Consider the following 18,271-nt stretch of genomic DNA (forward strand, 5'->3'; position numbering starts at 1 on the left):
TAAATGGTCGACAAGAGAGGTGAACGTCAAATAAAAGTAAATATATGGTTCTTCAGAAATAACCAGGCACAGATCATAAAATTTCATGCTTCACCCCTGATTGCATGGCAAGAAGATGAGCTCATATATGCAAAAGATGATATAATAAAATGTAAATGTATTAAAGGAAAAGGGGTTTTAAGATGCAATAAAATCGATGCATTTACAATTAAGGGCGAATGGTGTATTATAAAAAGTGAGAGAGGACGGTCGGATGCTATGCAACCGGAGGATGCTCAGGCGCTGGTTCAACAGATGGCGTTATTGGTGGATTTATATACAGATATAAAAGGTATATTGCTGCAGATGAATGCTGACAATTATGCAGGCCGCACAGCGTCGCTGCGAGATGCGCAGGCCAGGCAAAGGCAGGTCGGACTGGATATTAATCAATTGCGTCAGATAAACGAAGATATAATGAAATCATCGATGCATCTGCAGGAGCGCAATCAATTGCTGGAGCGCACTAATCAAGCACTTGAACAAAAAGTGGCCGAATACGAACGGTTGCTCGATAGCCTCAAGACCGAAAATACCGCGCTGAAAAAGCAGATATTGGAGCAAATAAAAACTAAGCAAGCTTAATTTGGTCTGTTGTGCGGCTTTGATATGATAAACTATAAATTACGCGATAGAAGGGAATAATGATGCCCGAGATTATGACTGATGAAAAACAGATGAATAATTCGTTGCCTCAGCCCAGGCCATGGTGGAAAAAGACCTTGTCGCAGGCAGCTATATTCTTGATAAGCCTGGCTATAGTACTGGGTGGCTTGACACTGGCCGGATGGGAGCTGTATCAGCATTACTTTGGGCCTATGGATCCCGGCAGCGATGAAATAATAGAGGTAGAAATACCGTTGGGATCGTCTACCACTAAGATAGCCAACATATTGGAAGAAAATAAATTGGTCCGCAGTGCTACCGTATTCCGGTATTATGTTGATTTTTCCGGTAATTCCGATAAGCTCAAAGCTGGCATATACAAGCTCAAGCCGAGCATGACTATGAGCCAGATGTTGGAAGAAATGCTTACGGGCAAGGCCATGGCGGCTACCAAAACGTTTACCGTAGTGCCGGGCTCTACGGTAGAGGGTATGGCCAATAGTCTTGTCAAGCAAGGCCTTATAAAAGATACCAAGCGCTTTTTGGAGCTGGCTAAAAGCGATGAATTCGATAGCTATTGGTTTATAGCCGATATAGAAAATGCTGATAAACGCCGCTATAAACTTGAGGGTTACTTGTATCCCGACACATACCAGGTATATGCCAACGCCGATGAGGAACAGATAATAACAAAAATGCTGGATCAATTTGAAAAAGTATTTTCGGAGGAATATAGACAGCGCGCGCAGGAGCTCAACATGACCGTGGACCAGGTGGTAACATTGGCCTCGATTATAGAAAAAGAAGCTGGCGCAAAGGATTTTGCCAAGGTATCAGCGGTCTTTCACAATCGCATAAAAAAGGACATGCCTTTGCAGTCATGCGCCACGATAAGTTACGTAAAAGGGCAGACGATATTGTTTGCTTCTAGCTCCGATATCAAGATAGAATCGCCTTATAACACTTATAAATACAAAGGTCTGCCTGCTGGCCCTATATCAAACCCAGGCAAAAATGCTATACAAGCTGCTTTATATCCCGAACAGTCGTTCATTGATCAGTATTACTATTTTGCCGTGAGCGACCCAGATACCAAAGAGACGGTGTACAGCAAGACGCTGGAGGAGCACAATAAAGTGGTGGCTAAGTACAGAGATGTGTGGTTGGAGTGGCAGAAGGAGCATTCGGACAATTAAATCGGGAATATATAGCATCCCTTTAGGCCATAATATGGATATGGCGAAAGGGATGTTTTTTTATGGATGAAAAAAGCATAAAGCGCATATATCGCATCGGTATAGGCGTGTTTATACTATTCGCGCTGCTTATAGTAAGATTGGGCTCGGCGCAGCTCATAACCGGCATGGCCTACGCCGAGAAGGCTGTAAAGCAGCGCACGGTGCGTATAGCTTTATATAACAGCAGAGGGCGCATATTAGACCGTAGCGGCATACCATTTACCGATAGAGAAACGACTAAAAAGCTTATCGTGTTTCCGGCTATGGTACAGGATGACAGCGTTTATGAATACATATACTCCGTTACGGGGAAAAAACGCGATGATGTAAAAAAAGCCGCCGATAACCGCTCTTATGTAGTGCTCGACGTATTGGATGATACAACGGCTATACCGCAAAATGCCGGCGGTATATTGCTGGTGGAAGTTCCGCGCCGTTATGGGCAGGACATGCTCGCGTTGCATGTCGTCGGATATACAGACAAGAGCAATAGAGGCGTTCAAGGCATAGAGAAGGCGTATGACAGCTTATTGAAAGGTACCGGTTCATACAGCATAAACGCCGTGGTGGACGCCAAGCGCCGTATGGTACCCGGGATAGGCTATACCGTCATAGACGAACGCAGGGGCGCACAAGATATAACGCTTACGCTGGACTACCATATACAAAAAATAGCTGAACAGGCCATGGACAAGAATAAAAATACAGGGGCGGCGGTGGTGATGGATGTGCATACCGGCGATATACTGGCTATGGCTAATCGGCCGGCGTTTGATCCGTATAATATAGAGAAGGCTGATGGCGATGCGCTTTTAAATAAAGCTTTGCTTGACGTATCTCCGGGATCGGTCTTTAAGATCGTGGTAGCAGCAGCCGCGCTGGATACAGGAAAGGCTGATTTGGATACCGAATTCAAGTGTGACGGTTATGTGGATATAAAAGGACGTAGATTTGGCTGCGATGTGCATAAAGACGGAGCCGGTTTTTTGGATATGAAACAGGCGTTTGCAGTATCATGCAACTCATATTTCATTCAACTGGCACAACTGGTAGGGGGCGACGATATAGTACGCTATGCCCAAGCCTTTGGCCTTGGACATGTCATAGATGGTATACCCGATCAACAGCCGGGGTTACTTCCTGGCAAAGAAGAATATGCCGGACCGGGCATAGGTAATCTGGCCCTTGGTCAAGGCAAAGTAGAAGCCACACCGTTGCAGATAGCCGCTATGGTGGCTACTGTGGCCAATGGGGGTATTAAGCCTGCCGTGTCGCTCGTAGAGGGGCAGGGCAGCGGCCAATCAGCGCGCGTCGTATCGCCGCTTACGGCCTATAAGCTTATGACGTTGATGGAAGAGGTTACCATAAACGGCAGCGGGAAGCGCGCATATTCCGATATGGTAGGTGGTACGGCCGGCAAAACAGGTACGCCCGATGTGGGGCCTTACGCATGGTTTGCCGGGTATTTTCCGGTCCATGCGCCCGAGTATGCCATAGTCGTATTGACTTATAATGACGGATATGGGGGTCAGATGGCGGCGCCTATATTTAAGGATATCGCCGAAGGTATCTATAAAATTTATAAATAAAATGGTACATGCACATATCATAGGTATCGCTCATATACTTTAAAGTGACATATTTATCGGTGAGGGGTGCATTACCATGCTATTGAGCATTATAGGCGGCGTTATCCTATCGTTAAAAGAAATACTGTTGCTGACATCATATGTGTCGAATAATAATTCATTTCCACAACCGTTATCCTACGAAGAGGAACAACATTATCTCGAGCTATACGAACAAGGCGATCAACAAGCTAAAAATATACTTATAGAGCATAACTTACGTTTAGTGGCTCATATAGTAAAAAAATATAACAATGCGGTCAAAGATCCGGAGGATCTGATTTCAATAGGCACTATAGGCCTTATAAAGGGTATAACCACATTTGACTCGAATAAAGGTACGAGGCTGGCCACCTATGCGGCCAGATGTATAGAAAATGAGATATTGATGTACGTTCGCGCATCCAAAAAAGAGAAAAAAGAGGTATTCCTGCAGGAACCCATAGGTACCGATAAAGAAGGCAACGAAGTGACGCTGATAGACATACTGGGTACCGATGAAGATACTATTACCGACCAGGTATCGGATAAAATGCAGATAGCCAAGCTCTATAAAAAAATGGGCTCGGTACTGAAAGACCGCGAGCGCCTTATACTGGAGCTGCGCTACGGCCTTATCAACGGCGACGACAAGACGCAGCGCGAGATAGCGCAGATGCTCGGCATATCGCGCTCATATGTTTCGCGTATAGAGAAAAAAGCCTTGAACAAGCTGAATAAAGAGCTGCGAGCCGAAGGATGTCATTAAGCATCCGACGACAGATACCAATGCAATGCCATAGTTTCACCGCATCAGTTACCGAGTCTGGCCATATTCCACATCGCACAAATCAAAAAATTCATTTGAATATAAAGGGGATGGATGATAAAATTATATAATAAAACGATGAGAGGTTATAAAGTTTGGCTAAATTACAACCTGATTTACACGTTAAATCCATATACGATATCGACTTGGACATGTTAAAAAATCGTTCAATATACTGCCTTATAATGGATATAGACAATACGCTGACGCCATGGAACAGCAGCGATATAAGCGACGAGCTTGGAAAGTGGGTGAAAGGGGCCCGTGACGAGGGTTTTAAGATATGCCTTTTATCCAATAACGGGCCTAAACGCGTGGAAAGGCTGTCGGTCAAGCTCGGCGTATCTTATATATACAATGCCGCCAAACCGCGGCGCCGTTCATATCAGAAAGCATTGGATATCATGGGGGCGACTTATGACCATGCGGCGGTCATAGGCGACCAATTGCTGACCGACATACTGGGCGGCAAGCGCATGGGTATGTTCACCATACTGGTGGATCCGATAGATGAAAGGGAATTTATAGGAACAAAGATTATGCGCTGGCTGGAGAAGGTGCTATTCAACCGCCGGCCTTTCGGTAAGGGGGAGACGCGGCCTTGATAGATGCATCTACGCGATTGATAGCGTTAATAGGCCATCCGATAGAGCACAGCCTGTCGCCGCGCATGCACAACCGCATATACCGGCATATGGGTATAAACAGCGTATATGTGGCCTTTGATGTGTCGCCCGAGCATGTGGGACAAGCGGTGGCGGGATTTCGCGCGCTGCAGGTGAGGGGCTTTAACGTCACGGTGCCTCATAAGCAGGCCGTCATGCCTTACCTCGACGCCGTCGATCAAACGGCGGCCGCCATAGGCGCCGTCAATACCGTGGTCAACGATAGCGGCGTCCTGACCGGCTATAATACTGATGCTTCGGGATTTATGCATTTGCTCGAGCATCGCGGCGTCGATGTGAGCGGCAAAGATGTGCTGCTGCTCGGCGCCGGAGGTGCCGCCAGAGCGGTGGCGGCGGCGCTGGCTATTAATGGCGCGCGCGTGGTTGTGGCCAACCGCACGCCTGCTAAAGCCGTTGCTCTGGCCGATGCCATAAACGAGCATATGGGGCGCAAGGCGTGTTACGGCATCTCGGTGGAGGATATAGGCCAAACGCCGCGCCCGTATATGCTGGTAAACGCCACATCGGTTGGTATGTGGCCGCATATTGAAGCATGCCCGCTGCCCGACGATTATGATTTTGCAGGTATAGAGGTGGTATATGACCTTATATACAACCCTGGGCTGACATTATTGCTGAAAAAGGCACAGGCGCATGGATGCATGGCCGTTAACGGACTGGATATGCTCATATGGCAGGCTATAGAGGCTATAAGGATATGGTTTGGCGTAGATGTGCCCTATAGCCTTGTTATGAATGAAATGAAAAACATAGAAAATTTTACATAGAACATATTGTGATTTAAACTTTGTTACGATATAATGGTAATGGTGAGAATGTTGTAAGAGCGTTATATTTTCATTATAGCTTCGTATTGTAGCATGGATATAGGGCTTTTGCACTACATAATCGTTTGAGCATGGGGCTTGCGAGGTTCGCTGTTAAAAATTAAGAAATTAATAAAAAAAGAAAGGGGATCTTAATTGATAAGGGATAATAAGAAAAGGAAACGCAGGGGCTTTACGCTTATAGAGCTGGTAGTGGTCATAGCCATACTGGGCATACTGGTAGCCATGGCGGTGCCACAGCTGGGAGGCTCGAGGAAAACGGCGGCGATAACGGCGCATAACGCCAATGTCAGGACGCTGGAGAGCGCCGCTATGATGTATATAGCCGACCATGGTAATCCGACGAGTAAAGTTACGTGGAACAAAGATGGTGGAGGCTGGGATCCTTACCTCCAGGAATGGCCTAAGGCGCCCAACGGCACTGGTTCTAATGATGTGAATGGTAAAAAGGTAGATGGTGTAAACTATGAGGTGACAATTGATAAGAATGGTACCATAACAGTTAAGCCGGCTAAGATATCAACACCTTAATCTAATGCCCGCAGTCCCATGCACAAATGATACCAAGTATATTTGAGATGTGTGAAGGAGGGGAAAGCAATGCGCAAGAAAGGTTCCAAAGGCTCGGCGCTGATGCTGACGGTGATGATATCGCTGACGCTGCTTACTTTGGCGGCGGGCATGAGCTTTTATGCCGTAGCCGAGGTAAAGCAGACGGCGCTGCAGCAAAAAAAGCTGGACGCATATTATGTGGCCCGCTCGGGTGCCGAGGCGGCGGTGGGGTGGCTGACCTCTCTGGACAGCGATCAGGCCGCAGACCTTTCTTTCCCTATCCAGTCAAATGAAACGCCGTTCGGAAACGGTAGCTTTCGCATAGCAGTAGAGGATGCCGGCGATACGCTCCTCGTAACGTCCACAGGCAGGGTGAAAGATACCAACGGTTATATAGAGGACGAAATGAGCGTGGCGCTCGATAAAGTAAGGTCCTCCCATACAGCCGATATAGAATACGCCATATTCGCGCGCTCCAACATAACCACCAGCGGGGGCGGTAACGTAAGCGGCGATATAGCTGTCGCTTCGGACGCCAGCAGGGCTATAAGCATCAGTGGTAACCCCAGTCTGCAAAACTGCGTCATACATATACCCGAAGGGGCAAACCCAAATGTGGTTATTGACAAACCTAACTGGTATGATTTGCCTCCTGTTGAAACCGATATTTCCGAGGATGGAGCATATGAACTTCCCACCTCGCCTTCACCCATAGCTTTCCCGGTCTTTCCGAACGACCTTCCGGCCAAGGAGGGTATTGAGTTGGGGAAGGATCAGAAAGAGCGTACTATACAAGGCAGTGCTTTGTATAATTATATTAAGATAGCCTATAAGGGATGCATGCTGACCATCGATGCGCAGTCCGATACCGTTATAAGGATAAAAGAGCTTAACATATCCAGTGACGGTAAGATAAAGATAACGGGCGGGGGAAGAGTGACTCTGTATATAGATAGTTATACGGGCAGCGGCGGCTTTTTTATAGAAAGCCAGCATCCCGAAAATGTAGCGATATACTGGAGAAATAGTTTCCAACCGTCGGGACAATCGACTATAGATGGCGATGTTCATGTGGAGGGGAATGTGAATATATCAGCCGGAGTTACGGTAAAGGGCGATATATATATGAGCGGTTCAAACGTCAGCATAAGCGGCGGCGCAAATATAGCCGGCGATATACGAAGCGGCAATGCGGTTGTTAATTTAAGTGGCGGCGCTAAAATAGGAGGGGATATATATACCTCAGGTTCAAAAGTCGGCCTTAGCGGCGGCATATCGGTAGGCGGCTCCATATATGGCGGGAATACCGATATTATATTCAGCGGTGGCGCTACTGTGGAAGGCAATATAGTGACCGCCGGCGATACGGTGAATATGAGCGGCGGCACCGACATAGTAAATGGCGTGCTGTACGCGCCGGCGGCTACGGTGAATATGAGCGGCGGCGCGGCCATAACCGGCGGCTTGATAGCTGATACGGTGAATATGAGCGGAGGTCCTACTATAACTTATAATACAGATGTCATATCTGATAATCCCGTTATAATAGGCGGCTCCGCAATAAAATTTGAGATGAGGTACTGGAAATGAAGGCCGCTCGTCAAGGTAAAGGCATGACGCTGGTAGAGGTGCTTATTTCGTTGGCCATACTGGGCGTACTGCTCGTAGTGCTGGTCGGCATACTCTCGGGTGGTCTGCTCAATATTACCAATGCCGGTCAAAAGACATCGGATGAGTTCACCGCCCACGAGCTTATGCAAAAAGCCATAAACGATCCGAATTTTTCGGACAGCAGGGTGACGGTTAGCCGTAACGTATCTATTAGCATAGATGGCTGCAATGCCTCGGTCACCGGCCGCAGTATAACCGTGACAGTGGGCGACGTAACGCTTACTACTTTTGTGGCGGATGGAGGTGGATCATGAGGCATAAAGGCTTTACCCTGGTAGAGGTTCTGATAACGGTGGCGCTTTTTAGCGTGCTGGTTGCGGTGGTATTTTCAATGTATTTTGTTGGTACCAAAACTTTTACCATTGCTGCCGATCAGAGCTTTGCCCAAAAATATGCCAGGACGGCGGCCGATTTCATTTCAAAAGAACTGCGGACGGCTAAAGACATATCAGCCGATGCCGGAAAGTTTTCTGGTCAAGATTATTACATATTGCAATTAAAAGATAAAGACGGCCAAAGATATCTTGTAAAAACCACTCGCACAGCAAGCGGTCAAACCAGCGATGCGTTTATCGTTCCATTGAACCAAATAGCATTTTCAGCAAACAATTCAAATATGGTAAATATTAATGTAACAGCTAGCGATGGCAGAGATTATGATATAAATTTCAGCATAAGATTGGAAAATATCAGTGCTGTATCTATCCAGCAGGGCAGCGCTGTGATATACTATAGTATATATTAACTCAAATGTAAAGGGGGAAAGGCTTTGATAAATTTTGGGCGCGTTGTGGCCGTCGATATGGGCGCATCGTCGGCTAAAGCTGTGATGGGACGGGCGACGGCCAATGCTGTTGCTGTAGACGGTTATGCGCGCATACCGCTGCCTGCGGATTATAAAAGCTTCGATGCCATAAAAGATAAGGATGCCGTAGTGCGGGCCATGAAGCCGGCATTGGCTGATGCCGGCATAAAAGGCGGCAAATGCATCCTTTCCATATCCACGTCGGATATCATAGCTCGGCCTATGGTATTGCCGGATATGCCCGAGCAAAGCTTACGAGAGAATATAATGTACGAATTGAACCAATACGTTCCCGTTGATACCGAAAGGTATGCGGTGGACTACAAGGCGGTGCGCGAAACCGAAGGTGAAGGCTCGGCGGAGCGTATGTACATAATAGCTGCCGCTATATCCAGGACGCTGCTGCAGGATGCAGCAGATGTAGTGCGCCGCCTCGGCTTGAGCGTATATGCCATAGATCTGGATTTCAATGCGCTGGCCCGGTTTTTTGCTTTTATCGACAGGGCTGACGGTGCGGCTGGCAGCGACGCTATGGTATTGGATATAGGGCATGAGTTTACGCAGGTTATAATATATAACGCCGATAAGATATACATAAACAGGATCATAAATCATGGCAGCTATGATGTCGATATTTTGATTGCCAGTGCGTTGGACAGCGATCCCGACGATGTTTCCAACAGGAAATACAACCCTTCACCCGATAACCGGCATGAGGTGTATGATGCCATCATAAATGTATTTGAGGATGTTGCGGCGGAGGCTATACGCATAATGGACTATTTCAACGCAAGGTACAGGGGGCATACAATAGAACGGGTTTATCTAAGCGGCGGGGGAGCGTATATAAGCGGTATATGTGAATACATGGGACAGGCTCTGGGTATGCCGGTATCGCTGCCCGAAAGCGGGCAGTGGCTTAAATTGCGCCATGGCGGAGACAGTTTCAATATTCCGGATTTCGCCACCGCTTTGGGTTTATTGCTGAAAGGGGAGTGAGAGATGAAGGATTTCAACTTTATGCCGGCGCTGTCGATGAAGCAACCGGTAATAATAAGTACCAGGGCATTCATAAGCATAATAGTGCTGGCAGTGGCGCTGGCAGTTGCCATAATATATCCCTATTACCGCACATCCGTTTTGGAGCAGCAGTTCATATCCATACAACAGCAGATCGAGAGGACCGGGGCAGCCAATGCCGTCCAAAAAGTGCTGGCCTCGAAGCTTGAGAAACAGATGGCCATAATAGGTGAAATCAATAAATCCAATATATCGTATTCGGAAGCCGAAGCCCGCCTCCTGTCTCTTATACCGGACGGCGTCATCGTCGACAATATAGACTACAGCGGTGCCGATGCGCAATTGAGCGGCACTGCGCCCGATATAGAGAGTATAATAAAGTTTATGGAGGCGCTGGACGCATCGGAGTACTATATAAACAATACATTTGACAGCATCGATGGAGGCCAGGAGAGTGGTACGTATAATTTTAAAATTTCAGCGCGCATAGGCGAGAAAAAGTGAGGTGGACGATATATGCAGCTTAGTAAAAGAGAAAGAAATCTTATAGCGATCGCCATAGCGCTGCTCATTTTTGCCATATATTATAACATTATACTGCTGCCGGCCATGGATAACTGGGCGTTGCTGGAACAGCAGATAGCCAATGCAAATAATGAGCTGGAAGAAGCAGCGAAAGTTGCCGATGTAGATGCCTATAAAAAGATACTTGCAAGAGAAGGCGGGATAATGGGCACATATTTGGATAATCCTGAGGCATTGAAACATATATCCAACATAGCCGCGGCGCACGGGGCTGTTATAAATTCAATAGCGCGCTCTGAAGCTCAGGGCACTGCAGACAGCGAATATAGCACTGTATCTTTTAACATGAGCATTTCAATGCCGCAGCTAGCGACGGTGGAGTTTTTGCATGATATGGAGAGCGATTTGCCGTATGTTCACGCTGTGAAGGATGTGAGCGTAGATGCGGCGCGGCAGGCTGAAAGCGGCCTATCCGATATGTCTTTGACCGTTGACATATACTATTCTGCTAAATATGGGGTCGACGATGTCCGGTAACATATATTTAACAGGTTTTATGGGTACTGGCAAGACCACCGCAGGCAAATTGCTGGCTGAAGAGCTGAATATGGATTTTGTGGATACCGATGAATTTATAGAGCAGAGAATGGGAATGACTGTGCCTGGGATATTCAGAATATATGGCGAGGCTTTTTTTCGACAATTGGAACAGAATGCATTGATATCGGCAGCGGGCAGAGAAAGCGTGGTTGTATCCACCGGCGGGGGCATGGTGCTGTGCAGCGGCAATATCGATATTATGCGCCGCACAGGCGTAATAGTATGCTTTGAGGCATCGGTTGATACAGTCATGCGCAATGTTGGCGGCGGCGAGGGGCGCCCCTTGCTCAAAGCCGGGGATGTGCGCCGAAGCATAACCGATCTTATGGATAAGCGCAGGGAACTTTATCATCGCGCTGATATCGTCGTATATATAGATAATAAAACACCCCAAGCAGTAAGCGATGAAATAATAGCATCATTGAGACAAAGGGGATTTTTCGCATGATATTTATAAACGAACTATTAAAGGAGGCTGTGGAGCGTAAGGCGTCCGATCTCCATATAACGGTCAATATGCCTCCCATCGTTAGGATCAACGGCGAGCTTGTTCAATTGCCTGGCGAGCCGTTATCGCCCGCTGATACCGAAAGCCTGGCGCATCAGATGACGGGCCAAAGACAGTTGGAGCAGCTGGCAGAAAACGGTGAATGTGACTTTTCGTTCTCGGTAGCAGGATTGGGACGGTTTAGAGTAAATGTTTATAAACAGCGTGGTACGTACAGCGCCGCCGTACGCGCGTTGCCCGCCCAACCTCCGGATATCGGCAGTCTGGGTTTGCCGGATGTCGTAAGGCAATTGGCTGAAACCAATGTGGGAATAGTGCTGGTGACCGGCCCCACAGGCAGTGGCAAGTCGACGACGCTGGCGGCCATGATAGATTACATAAATGAACACAGGAGCTGCCATATACTTACCATGGAGGACCCTATAGAATACCTGCACAGGCATAAAAAGAGCATAGTAAATCAGAGGGAGATAGGCAGCGATACCAAAAGCTATGCAGCGGCTTTGAGATCGGCTTTGAGAGAGGACCCTGATGTGATATTGGTAGGGGAGATGCGCGATCTCGAGACCATATCCATCGCTATAACGGCGGCTGAAACCGGCCATCTCGTGCTTTCGACATTGCACACAATAGGCGCGGCCAGAACCATAGACCGTATTGTGGATGTTTTCCCGCCGCATCAGCAACAGCAGATAAGGGTGCAATTGTCCATGGTTATACAAGGCGTTATATCACAGCAGCTTATGCCTAGAGCCGACGGTACCGGCAGGGTGGTAGCGGTAGAGATTATGGTGGCCACGCCGGCTATACGCAATCTCATACGCGAGAATAAGACATATCAGATAATAAGCGCCATGCAGACGGGTTCCAGACTCGGCATGAGGACTATGGACAGCGCTATACAGGAGCTTTACAACAAAGGTATCATAACCAAAGAAACTGCAGCCATGCATTTTGTGGAAAAGAATATTATGTAAGGTATAAAGGAGGCGATGATATGCCCAGGACACAAAAGAAAAAGCTTGGGGATTTGCTGCTGGAAGCCGGCCTTATAACCCAGGACCAGCTTGAGGCCGCTTTGGATATACAGCGTCAAACCGGCGATAAATTGGGCGATATACTTGTACGGCAGGGCTTTATCACCGAGCGTCAGATGTTTGAGGTACTGGAATTTCAGCTTGGTATACCCTATGTTGATCTGGACAGGACCTTTTTAGACATAAGTGTCGTGCGCCTGGTACCTGTGCAAGTGGCCCGTACGCATAACGCCATACCGGTAAGGATGGACGGCAATATGCTGTGGCTGGCTATGAGCGATCCATTGGACATCATAGCCATTGATGATATACACAGGATAACTGGCAAGGACATTGTACCCATGCTGGCCGATGCCAAGGCTATAGAGAGGGCTATAGAGCAGTATTACGGTGACCCGCATGCCGAACAGGCCATAGAGGAATACAAAAGGGAAATAGCAGCTACGGCCCAAGAAGTCATGAACGACATGGATACCGCCGAGGCTGAGACCGCGCCTATAATAAAGCTGATAAATTCCGTTATAGAGCAGGCGGTCAAGATAGGCGCCAGCGATATACATATAGAGCCTATGGAAGATGAGGTGCGCATACGGTTGAGGATAGATGGGAGGCTTCAGAATTATCTTACGGTGCCCAAAAGCTTTCATGCACCGGCCATAGCGCGCATAAAGATCATGTCCGATCTTAATATAGCCGAGAAACGCCTGCCGCAGGACGGCAGGATAAATATGAATGTGCTCTCGCGCGATATAGACCTCAGGGTATCCACTATACCCACCGTAAACGGTGAAAAAGCCGTGATGCGCGTGCTGGATAAGACCAATTTCCTCATACCGAAGGACCAATTGGGCTTTGACGAGAGGCATCTGTCCGAATTCGACGAGATACTGCGCGCGCCGAATGGGATGATACTGGTAACCGGTCCTACGGGCAGCGGTAAATCCACAACATTGTATACCATGTTAAACGAGCTCAATGATCCGGCGTATAATATAATAACCATAGAAGACCCTGTAGAATATATGGTAGACGGCGTAAATCAGATACAGATAAATACAAAAGCAGGGCTTACGTTTGCCAGCGGTCTGCGATCCATACTGCGACAGGATCCCGATATAGTAATGGTGGGTGAGATAAGGGATAACGAGACGGCGGAGATAGCCGTAAGAGCCGCTATAACCGGCCATGTCGTGCTATCGACGCTGCATACCAACGATGCGCCCGGTACGGTAGTGCGGCTTATAGACATGGGCATAGAACCTTACCTCGTATCATCCTCGGTAGTGGCTGTGATAGCACAGCGTTTGCTCAGGCGCATATGCCCGCAGTGCAAGGAGGTCTATGAGCCGCCGGTTTCCCAAAGGAGGATGCTGGGTATAGGCGATGATGTGCCTGTATATCATGGCCGCGGATGCCCGCTGTGCAACGGTACCGGCTATAAAGGCAGGCAGGGCGTGTTTGAGATAATGCGCCTGACCAGGGCTCACAGGGATGCCATAGCTCGGCGGGCTACTACGGATGAATTAAGGGAACTTGCCGTGGCCAACGGTATGACTACGATTAAAGATGAGTGCGCAAATCTCGTATTGAAAGGCGTCACCACTATTGACGAGGCCATAGCCACGGCATACGGCAGCGATTAAAAACGGAGGTGGAGCGACTATGCCTTTGTATGCTTATAAAGGTGTGAATATTGACGGAGCTATGCAAGCAGGGCAATATGAGGCTGTGGATAAGGATGCCGTTATGGTTATGCTGAGGGAACGCGGCTATTATCCTGTGGAAGTAAAGCCCATAAAGGATAAAGGGTCGGGCGATTGGCTGACCGGTCTGCAGCGTGTTCCGCTAAAGGATATATCGGTATTTTGCAGGCAGTTTTCAGCGGTTATAAAGGCAGGCATACCGATAGTACAGGCTCTGGATATAATGCATGATCAGGTTACCAATAAGAGCTTGAAACAGGCTCTGGCCGAGATATACCAAAGCGTTCAGGTAGGCAAAGCCTTATCCGATAGCATGAGGGATTATCCGCGTGTTTTTCCGGCCATGTTAGTCGAGATGATAAGGGTAGGCGAAGTCAGTGGTACGCTGGACACATCGCTGGAGCGCATGGCCGATACGTATGAGAAACAGTATAAGCTGCAGCAAAAGGTGACCAACGCCATGATATATCCCGCTGTCGTATGCGTGGTGGCCGTAGCCGTCGTTATATTCATGCTTATTTTCGTTGTTCCGACATTTGTGAGTATGTTTACCGATTCGGGCATGGAGTTGCCGCTGCCTACGCGTATACTTTTGGGGTTGAGCGGGTTTGTGCAAAGCTATGCTATCATTTTACTGCTTGTTATAGCGGTATTGGCGCTGATATTGTTTTATTATATATCCACTGATGCCGGACGACGCTGGTTCGATGGCTTAAAACTTAAAGTACCGGTTGTAAAGGACTTTATGATACGTTCCATAACAGCGAATTTTGCGCAGATACTGAGTACGCTTTTAGCCAGCGGTATAGATATAAATCAGGCCCTCGACATAGCAAAAGGCGTTATAAAAAACAAGGTGATAGAAGACCATATAGATAAGTTCATAGAGGATGTCGAGCAGGGCGTGGCATTGGCCGATACCATAGGCAAGGCGGGGATTTTCCCCATAATGCTGGTGCAGATGACGCGCATAGGTGAGGAAAGCGGCTCGTTGGATGCCATGTTGGCTCAAACGGCGCAATTTTATGAAACAGAGGCCGAAAATGCCGCCACGCGGCTTACATCGCTTATAGAGCCGGCCATAATCGTGGTGCTCGGCCTTGCCATAGGGTTTATCGTCATATCTATAGCGTTGCCTATGTTTACCATGATAAGCACTGTGCCCGCCGGAGCATGATGATATGGAATATGTTATTTTGATTTTTATATTTTTATTAGGCGTCGTCATAGGCAGTTTCCTGAATGTATGCATATACCGCGTACCGAAAGGATTGTCGATAGCCTATCCGCCTTCATATTGCCCGAAATGTGGACAAAGGATAAAACCCTATGATCTTATACCCATCGCAAGCTATATTATATTAGGCGGCAAATGCCGGCATTGCAAAGAACCGATTTCTATAAGATACCCTATAGTGGAGATGCTGACCGGCGCTGCTTTCGTCATATCCGCTTTGGTGTACGGGTACAGCATGCAGCTTGTGTATTCGCTGGTGCTGATATCCTCGCTTCTTGTTATATCATTTGTGGATATAGATGAGGGTATTATACTGGATGCGGCGCTTATACCCATAATGGCTGTCGGAGTGATAGCGGTCGCCATCGATCCGTCGGTAGCATGGCAATTCGCTGCTTTGGGCGCATTGGCCGGTGCAGGCACGATAGGTGCGATTTATATTTTGTCGCTTATTATTCTGAAAAAGGAGGGCATGGGCATCGGTGATATCAAGCTCATGGCCGTCGTCGGCCTGCTTTTAGGCTGGCAGCGCACGCTTTTGGCTTTCTTTATAGCTATATATATAGGGGCTATAGCAGGGATTATAATGATAGCCCTAAAGAAAAAGGATATGGCCAGTGAGATACCGTTTGGTCCTTTTTTATCGATCGGCACGGCGATATCATGGTGGTTTGGATGTCAATTCATAAACTGGTATCTTTTTTTGGCGTAATATGTTATAATTTGCACATGAGGTGCGATAAAGGGTTTACGTTTATAGAGATACTGTGCGTTTTGGCTATAATGGCCATAATATCAGGTATGGCGATGCCTGATATCAACCGTTGGCTGGACAGGGAAACAGTGGAATCTTCGGCAAGGCAGATTACTGCAGCCATACGAAAGACCCGGCAGGTGGCTATGACGCACGGTAAAGACATGAAACTGGAATTATACAGCAACGGCCGTTATACTATAAGGGAGTATGATGTTACAAAGCCCAGCCTTGAGACAGAGCAGTTAAGCGCGCGGCTGGATGATATCAGTTCAACATTTCCCGATGATCTCTATAATATAGAAGTCGTAGGTTTTAATGCATACGGCAGGCCTACGGGAGGCGGCGGTACTATAAAGCTGCGCGCCGGGCAAGAATGGGTAGAGGTAAGTGTATTGCCGGTAACCGGCAGAGTGAAGGTGTACAGATGAGAGAGTATGGCGGATTTACCCTGTTGGAGGTCATTATCGCTATGGCTATACTGGGCGTTATAGTAATTCCATTTTCAGGTATATTTGTTCAAAGCACCAATGTTCAGGCCAGAGCCGGTGATATATCCAAAGCCGGGTATGTAGCCCAAAATGTCATCGAGGATGTAAGAGCCGGTATAGTGGTAAATACCGGTCAGCGGGACGGATATTATATAGAAGTACAAATAGAAGATTATGTTAACAACGGTGCCGCCATTGCTGATGAGAATAGCGTGCTCAAGAGGGTCGATGTGAAGGTATATGAATCGGAAAATGCAGGCGAGCCCTTGGCTGTAAGGCAAAGTATAGTGGCGGTATCCAGGTAAAGATGGATGAGTACTGAAGATAGAGGATTTACGTTAGTAGAGGTTGTAATATCAGTAGCTATAATGGCTATAGTGATCGATACAGCTTATATGCTGCTATTGGGCGGTCGTATATCATTTGAGCGTGTATCGGCGTATGCCGATGTCGAGCAAAATGTACGTTTTGCCATGGGGGATATAATGAGGGCGTTGAGAGCATCCGACGAATCGCAAATAACGGTTGATGATTCAGAAGATTGCATAACGGCTGGTGAAGCTACTTTTTACAGGGATGGGAGTTCGCTGTATGAAACAATAGACAGAGTGCCCAACGAGATGGCATATTATATAAAGAGTTTCGATGTGGAACAAACGGGCAATACTATAAATATCGTTATATGCGGCGATGATGGAAAAGGCCATAGTTTTTCTATGAGCGGCTCATATACGATGAAGAAATAGATGTCATGCGGCAGCATAAGGGCTCGGCTTATATAATAGTGCTTCTGTTGGTATTGGTGCTGTCCGTTTTAGCCTTGAGTATCATGTCGATTGCTATGTCGGATTACAGCATAGCTAAATCGGACGATAGCAGCCACGATGCCTATTACATCGCTGATGGCGGAGCTACAGCGGCGCTATACGAGCTTAAAACGCAGGTAAAGGAGGTTTATGAGCGATTAAAACAAGAGGCCGAAACCCAAGTGGATTTACCTGCGGAGCAGTATATAGAACAGCATTTTTATGATGAAATCCCGACAACATATAGCATGAGGATAGATTTTGACAATGGAAAGGATCGCTACAGCAGCATTGAGGTCCGGTTCAACGGCAGCGATAATACATATACTATACAGTCTCGCGGCTATGTAAGAAATGCTGTGAGCACGGTGGAGGTCAAGGCCGAGGTGATTCTTGATCAAACGTCAGTACTTATAGAAGTGAATGAATGGAAAGAGGTGCGGTGATATGGCGCATGCTATGAGAAATTATATGGAGGATGTGGTGAAGCATACGTTGAAGCTTATTCTGCCGGACTTGGATGTGTGCAAGTGTGAGATATGCCAGATGGATATGATGGCATATGCATTAAACCATTTGCCGCCCAAGTACGTGGTGACGCCTGAAGGCGAATTGTATTCAAAATTGGCCGAGTTGATGCAGCAGTCTGAGGTGGACGCGGAGGTGGCGCTTATAGAGGCCGCCAAAGTGGTCTCGAAGAATCCGAGGCACGATAGGAAGAAAGGATAAT

The 18,271-nt window shown here is 47.5% G+C and carries 23 protein-coding genes; all 23 read left to right on the forward strand.

Going from position 1 to position 18,271, the window contains the following annotated elements:
• The first annotated feature begins 258 nt into the window (after positions 1–258).
• The 23 genes from JG770_RS05985 (at position 259) to JG770_RS06095 (ending at position 18,270) form a co-directional block, all read left to right on the forward strand.
• The gene (locus JG770_RS05985) at positions 259–624 is read left to right on the forward strand and encodes a hypothetical protein (RefSeq protein ID WP_291956487.1); all 366 of its coding nucleotides are present in this window, start codon (positions 259–261) and stop codon (positions 622–624) included.
• Positions 625–686: 62 nt separating this feature from the next.
• Positions 687–1,841, forward strand: a complete 1,155-nt coding sequence (gene mltG / locus JG770_RS05990; RefSeq protein ID WP_291956490.1) for an endolytic transglycosylase MltG — start codon at positions 687–689, stop codon at positions 1,839–1,841.
• Between the two features lie 62 nt (positions 1,842–1,903).
• A complete protein-coding gene (locus JG770_RS05995; RefSeq protein ID WP_291956494.1) occupies positions 1,904–3,472 on the forward strand; it encodes a penicillin-binding protein 2 in 1,569 nt (522 codons plus the stop codon).
• Between the two features lie 76 nt (positions 3,473–3,548).
• On the forward strand, positions 3,549–4,259 hold the full coding sequence (gene sigK, locus JG770_RS06000; RefSeq protein ID WP_291956496.1) for an RNA polymerase sporulation sigma factor SigK: 711 nt from the start codon (positions 3,549–3,551) through the stop codon (positions 4,257–4,259).
• A 155-nt stretch (positions 4,260–4,414) separates the two neighbouring features.
• A complete protein-coding gene (locus JG770_RS06005; RefSeq protein WP_291956499.1) occupies positions 4,415–4,924 on the forward strand; it encodes a YqeG family HAD IIIA-type phosphatase in 510 nt (169 codons plus the stop codon).
• Positions 4,921–5,772, forward strand: a complete 852-nt coding sequence (locus JG770_RS06010) for a shikimate dehydrogenase (protein WP_291956501.1) — start codon at positions 4,921–4,923, stop codon at positions 5,770–5,772. Before JG770_RS06005 ends, JG770_RS06010 begins: the two co-directional genes overlap by 4 nt.
• A gap of 195 nt (positions 5,773–5,967) precedes the next feature.
• On the forward strand, positions 5,968–6,363 hold the full coding sequence (locus JG770_RS06015; RefSeq protein WP_291956504.1) for a type II secretion system protein: 396 nt from the start codon (positions 5,968–5,970) through the stop codon (positions 6,361–6,363).
• A 69-nt stretch (positions 6,364–6,432) separates the two neighbouring features.
• Entirely contained in the window at positions 6,433–7,974 is a 1,542-nt protein-coding gene (locus JG770_RS06020) for a hypothetical protein (RefSeq protein ID WP_291956506.1), read from the forward strand.
• Positions 7,971–8,309 carry a prepilin-type N-terminal cleavage/methylation domain-containing protein gene (locus JG770_RS06025; protein WP_291956509.1) on the forward strand — a complete coding sequence of 113 codons (339 nt, stop codon included), beginning with the start codon at positions 7,971–7,973 and terminating at the stop codon, positions 8,307–8,309. The genes JG770_RS06020 and JG770_RS06025 overlap by 4 nt, the downstream gene beginning before the upstream one ends.
• Entirely contained in the window at positions 8,306–8,800 is a 495-nt protein-coding gene (locus JG770_RS06030) for a prepilin-type N-terminal cleavage/methylation domain-containing protein (protein WP_291956512.1), read from the forward strand. The genes JG770_RS06025 and JG770_RS06030 overlap by 4 nt, the downstream gene beginning before the upstream one ends.
• A 24-nt stretch (positions 8,801–8,824) precedes the next feature.
• On the forward strand, positions 8,825–9,859 hold the full coding sequence (pilM, locus tag JG770_RS06035; RefSeq protein WP_291956515.1) for a pilus assembly protein PilM: 1,035 nt from the start codon (positions 8,825–8,827) through the stop codon (positions 9,857–9,859).
• 3 nt (positions 9,860–9,862) lie between these two features.
• On the forward strand, positions 9,863–10,384 hold the full coding sequence (locus JG770_RS06040) for a PilN domain-containing protein (protein ID WP_291956518.1): 522 nt from the start codon (positions 9,863–9,865) through the stop codon (positions 10,382–10,384).
• A 12-nt stretch (positions 10,385–10,396) separates the two neighbouring features.
• Positions 10,397–10,942 carry a hypothetical protein gene (locus tag JG770_RS06045; RefSeq protein ID WP_291956521.1) on the forward strand — a complete coding sequence of 182 codons (546 nt, stop codon included), beginning with the start codon at positions 10,397–10,399 and terminating at the stop codon, positions 10,940–10,942.
• The gene (locus tag JG770_RS06050) at positions 10,932–11,453 is read left to right on the forward strand and encodes a shikimate kinase (protein ID WP_291956523.1); all 522 of its coding nucleotides are present in this window, start codon (positions 10,932–10,934) and stop codon (positions 11,451–11,453) included. Before JG770_RS06045 ends, JG770_RS06050 begins: the two co-directional genes overlap by 11 nt.
• Positions 11,453–12,490, forward strand: a complete 1,038-nt coding sequence (locus tag JG770_RS06055; RefSeq protein ID WP_291956583.1) for a type IV pilus twitching motility protein PilT — start codon at positions 11,453–11,455, stop codon at positions 12,488–12,490. The genes JG770_RS06050 and JG770_RS06055 overlap by 1 nt, the downstream gene beginning before the upstream one ends.
• 20 nt (positions 12,491–12,510) lie before the next feature.
• Entirely contained in the window at positions 12,511–14,193 is a 1,683-nt protein-coding gene (locus tag JG770_RS06060) for a type II/IV secretion system protein (protein ID WP_291956525.1), read from the forward strand.
• Positions 14,194–14,212: 19 nt separating this feature from the next.
• The gene (locus tag JG770_RS06065; RefSeq protein WP_291956527.1) at positions 14,213–15,430 is read left to right on the forward strand and encodes a type II secretion system F family protein; all 1,218 of its coding nucleotides are present in this window, start codon (positions 14,213–14,215) and stop codon (positions 15,428–15,430) included.
• A gap of 4 nt (positions 15,431–15,434) precedes the next feature.
• Positions 15,435–16,202 carry an A24 family peptidase gene (locus JG770_RS06070; RefSeq protein WP_291956529.1) on the forward strand — a complete coding sequence of 256 codons (768 nt, stop codon included), beginning with the start codon at positions 15,435–15,437 and terminating at the stop codon, positions 16,200–16,202.
• Between the two features lie 17 nt (positions 16,203–16,219).
• On the forward strand, positions 16,220–16,675 hold the full coding sequence (locus JG770_RS06075) for a prepilin-type N-terminal cleavage/methylation domain-containing protein (protein WP_291956585.1): 456 nt from the start codon (positions 16,220–16,222) through the stop codon (positions 16,673–16,675).
• A complete protein-coding gene (locus tag JG770_RS06080) occupies positions 16,672–17,040 on the forward strand; it encodes a prepilin-type N-terminal cleavage/methylation domain-containing protein (RefSeq protein WP_291956531.1) in 369 nt (122 codons plus the stop codon). Before JG770_RS06075 ends, JG770_RS06080 begins: the two co-directional genes overlap by 4 nt.
• A gap of 6 nt (positions 17,041–17,046) precedes the next feature.
• Positions 17,047–17,481, forward strand: a complete 435-nt coding sequence (locus JG770_RS06085) for a type II secretion system protein (protein ID WP_291956533.1) — start codon at positions 17,047–17,049, stop codon at positions 17,479–17,481.
• A 5-nt stretch (positions 17,482–17,486) separates the two neighbouring features.
• On the forward strand, positions 17,487–17,987 hold the full coding sequence (locus tag JG770_RS06090) for a PilX N-terminal domain-containing pilus assembly protein (protein ID WP_291956534.1): 501 nt from the start codon (positions 17,487–17,489) through the stop codon (positions 17,985–17,987).
• A 1-nt stretch (position 17,988) separates the two neighbouring features.
• Positions 17,989–18,270: a late competence development ComFB family protein gene (locus JG770_RS06095; RefSeq protein ID WP_291956536.1), complete on the forward strand. Its 282-nt coding sequence runs from the start codon at positions 17,989–17,991 to the stop codon at positions 18,268–18,270.
• Position 18,271: the final 1 nt, after the last annotated feature.

Origin of the sequence: Mahella sp. (assembly GCF_020054945.1) — a bacterium.
Classification (GTDB): domain Bacteria; phylum Bacillota; class Clostridia; order Mahellales; family Mahellaceae; genus Mahella.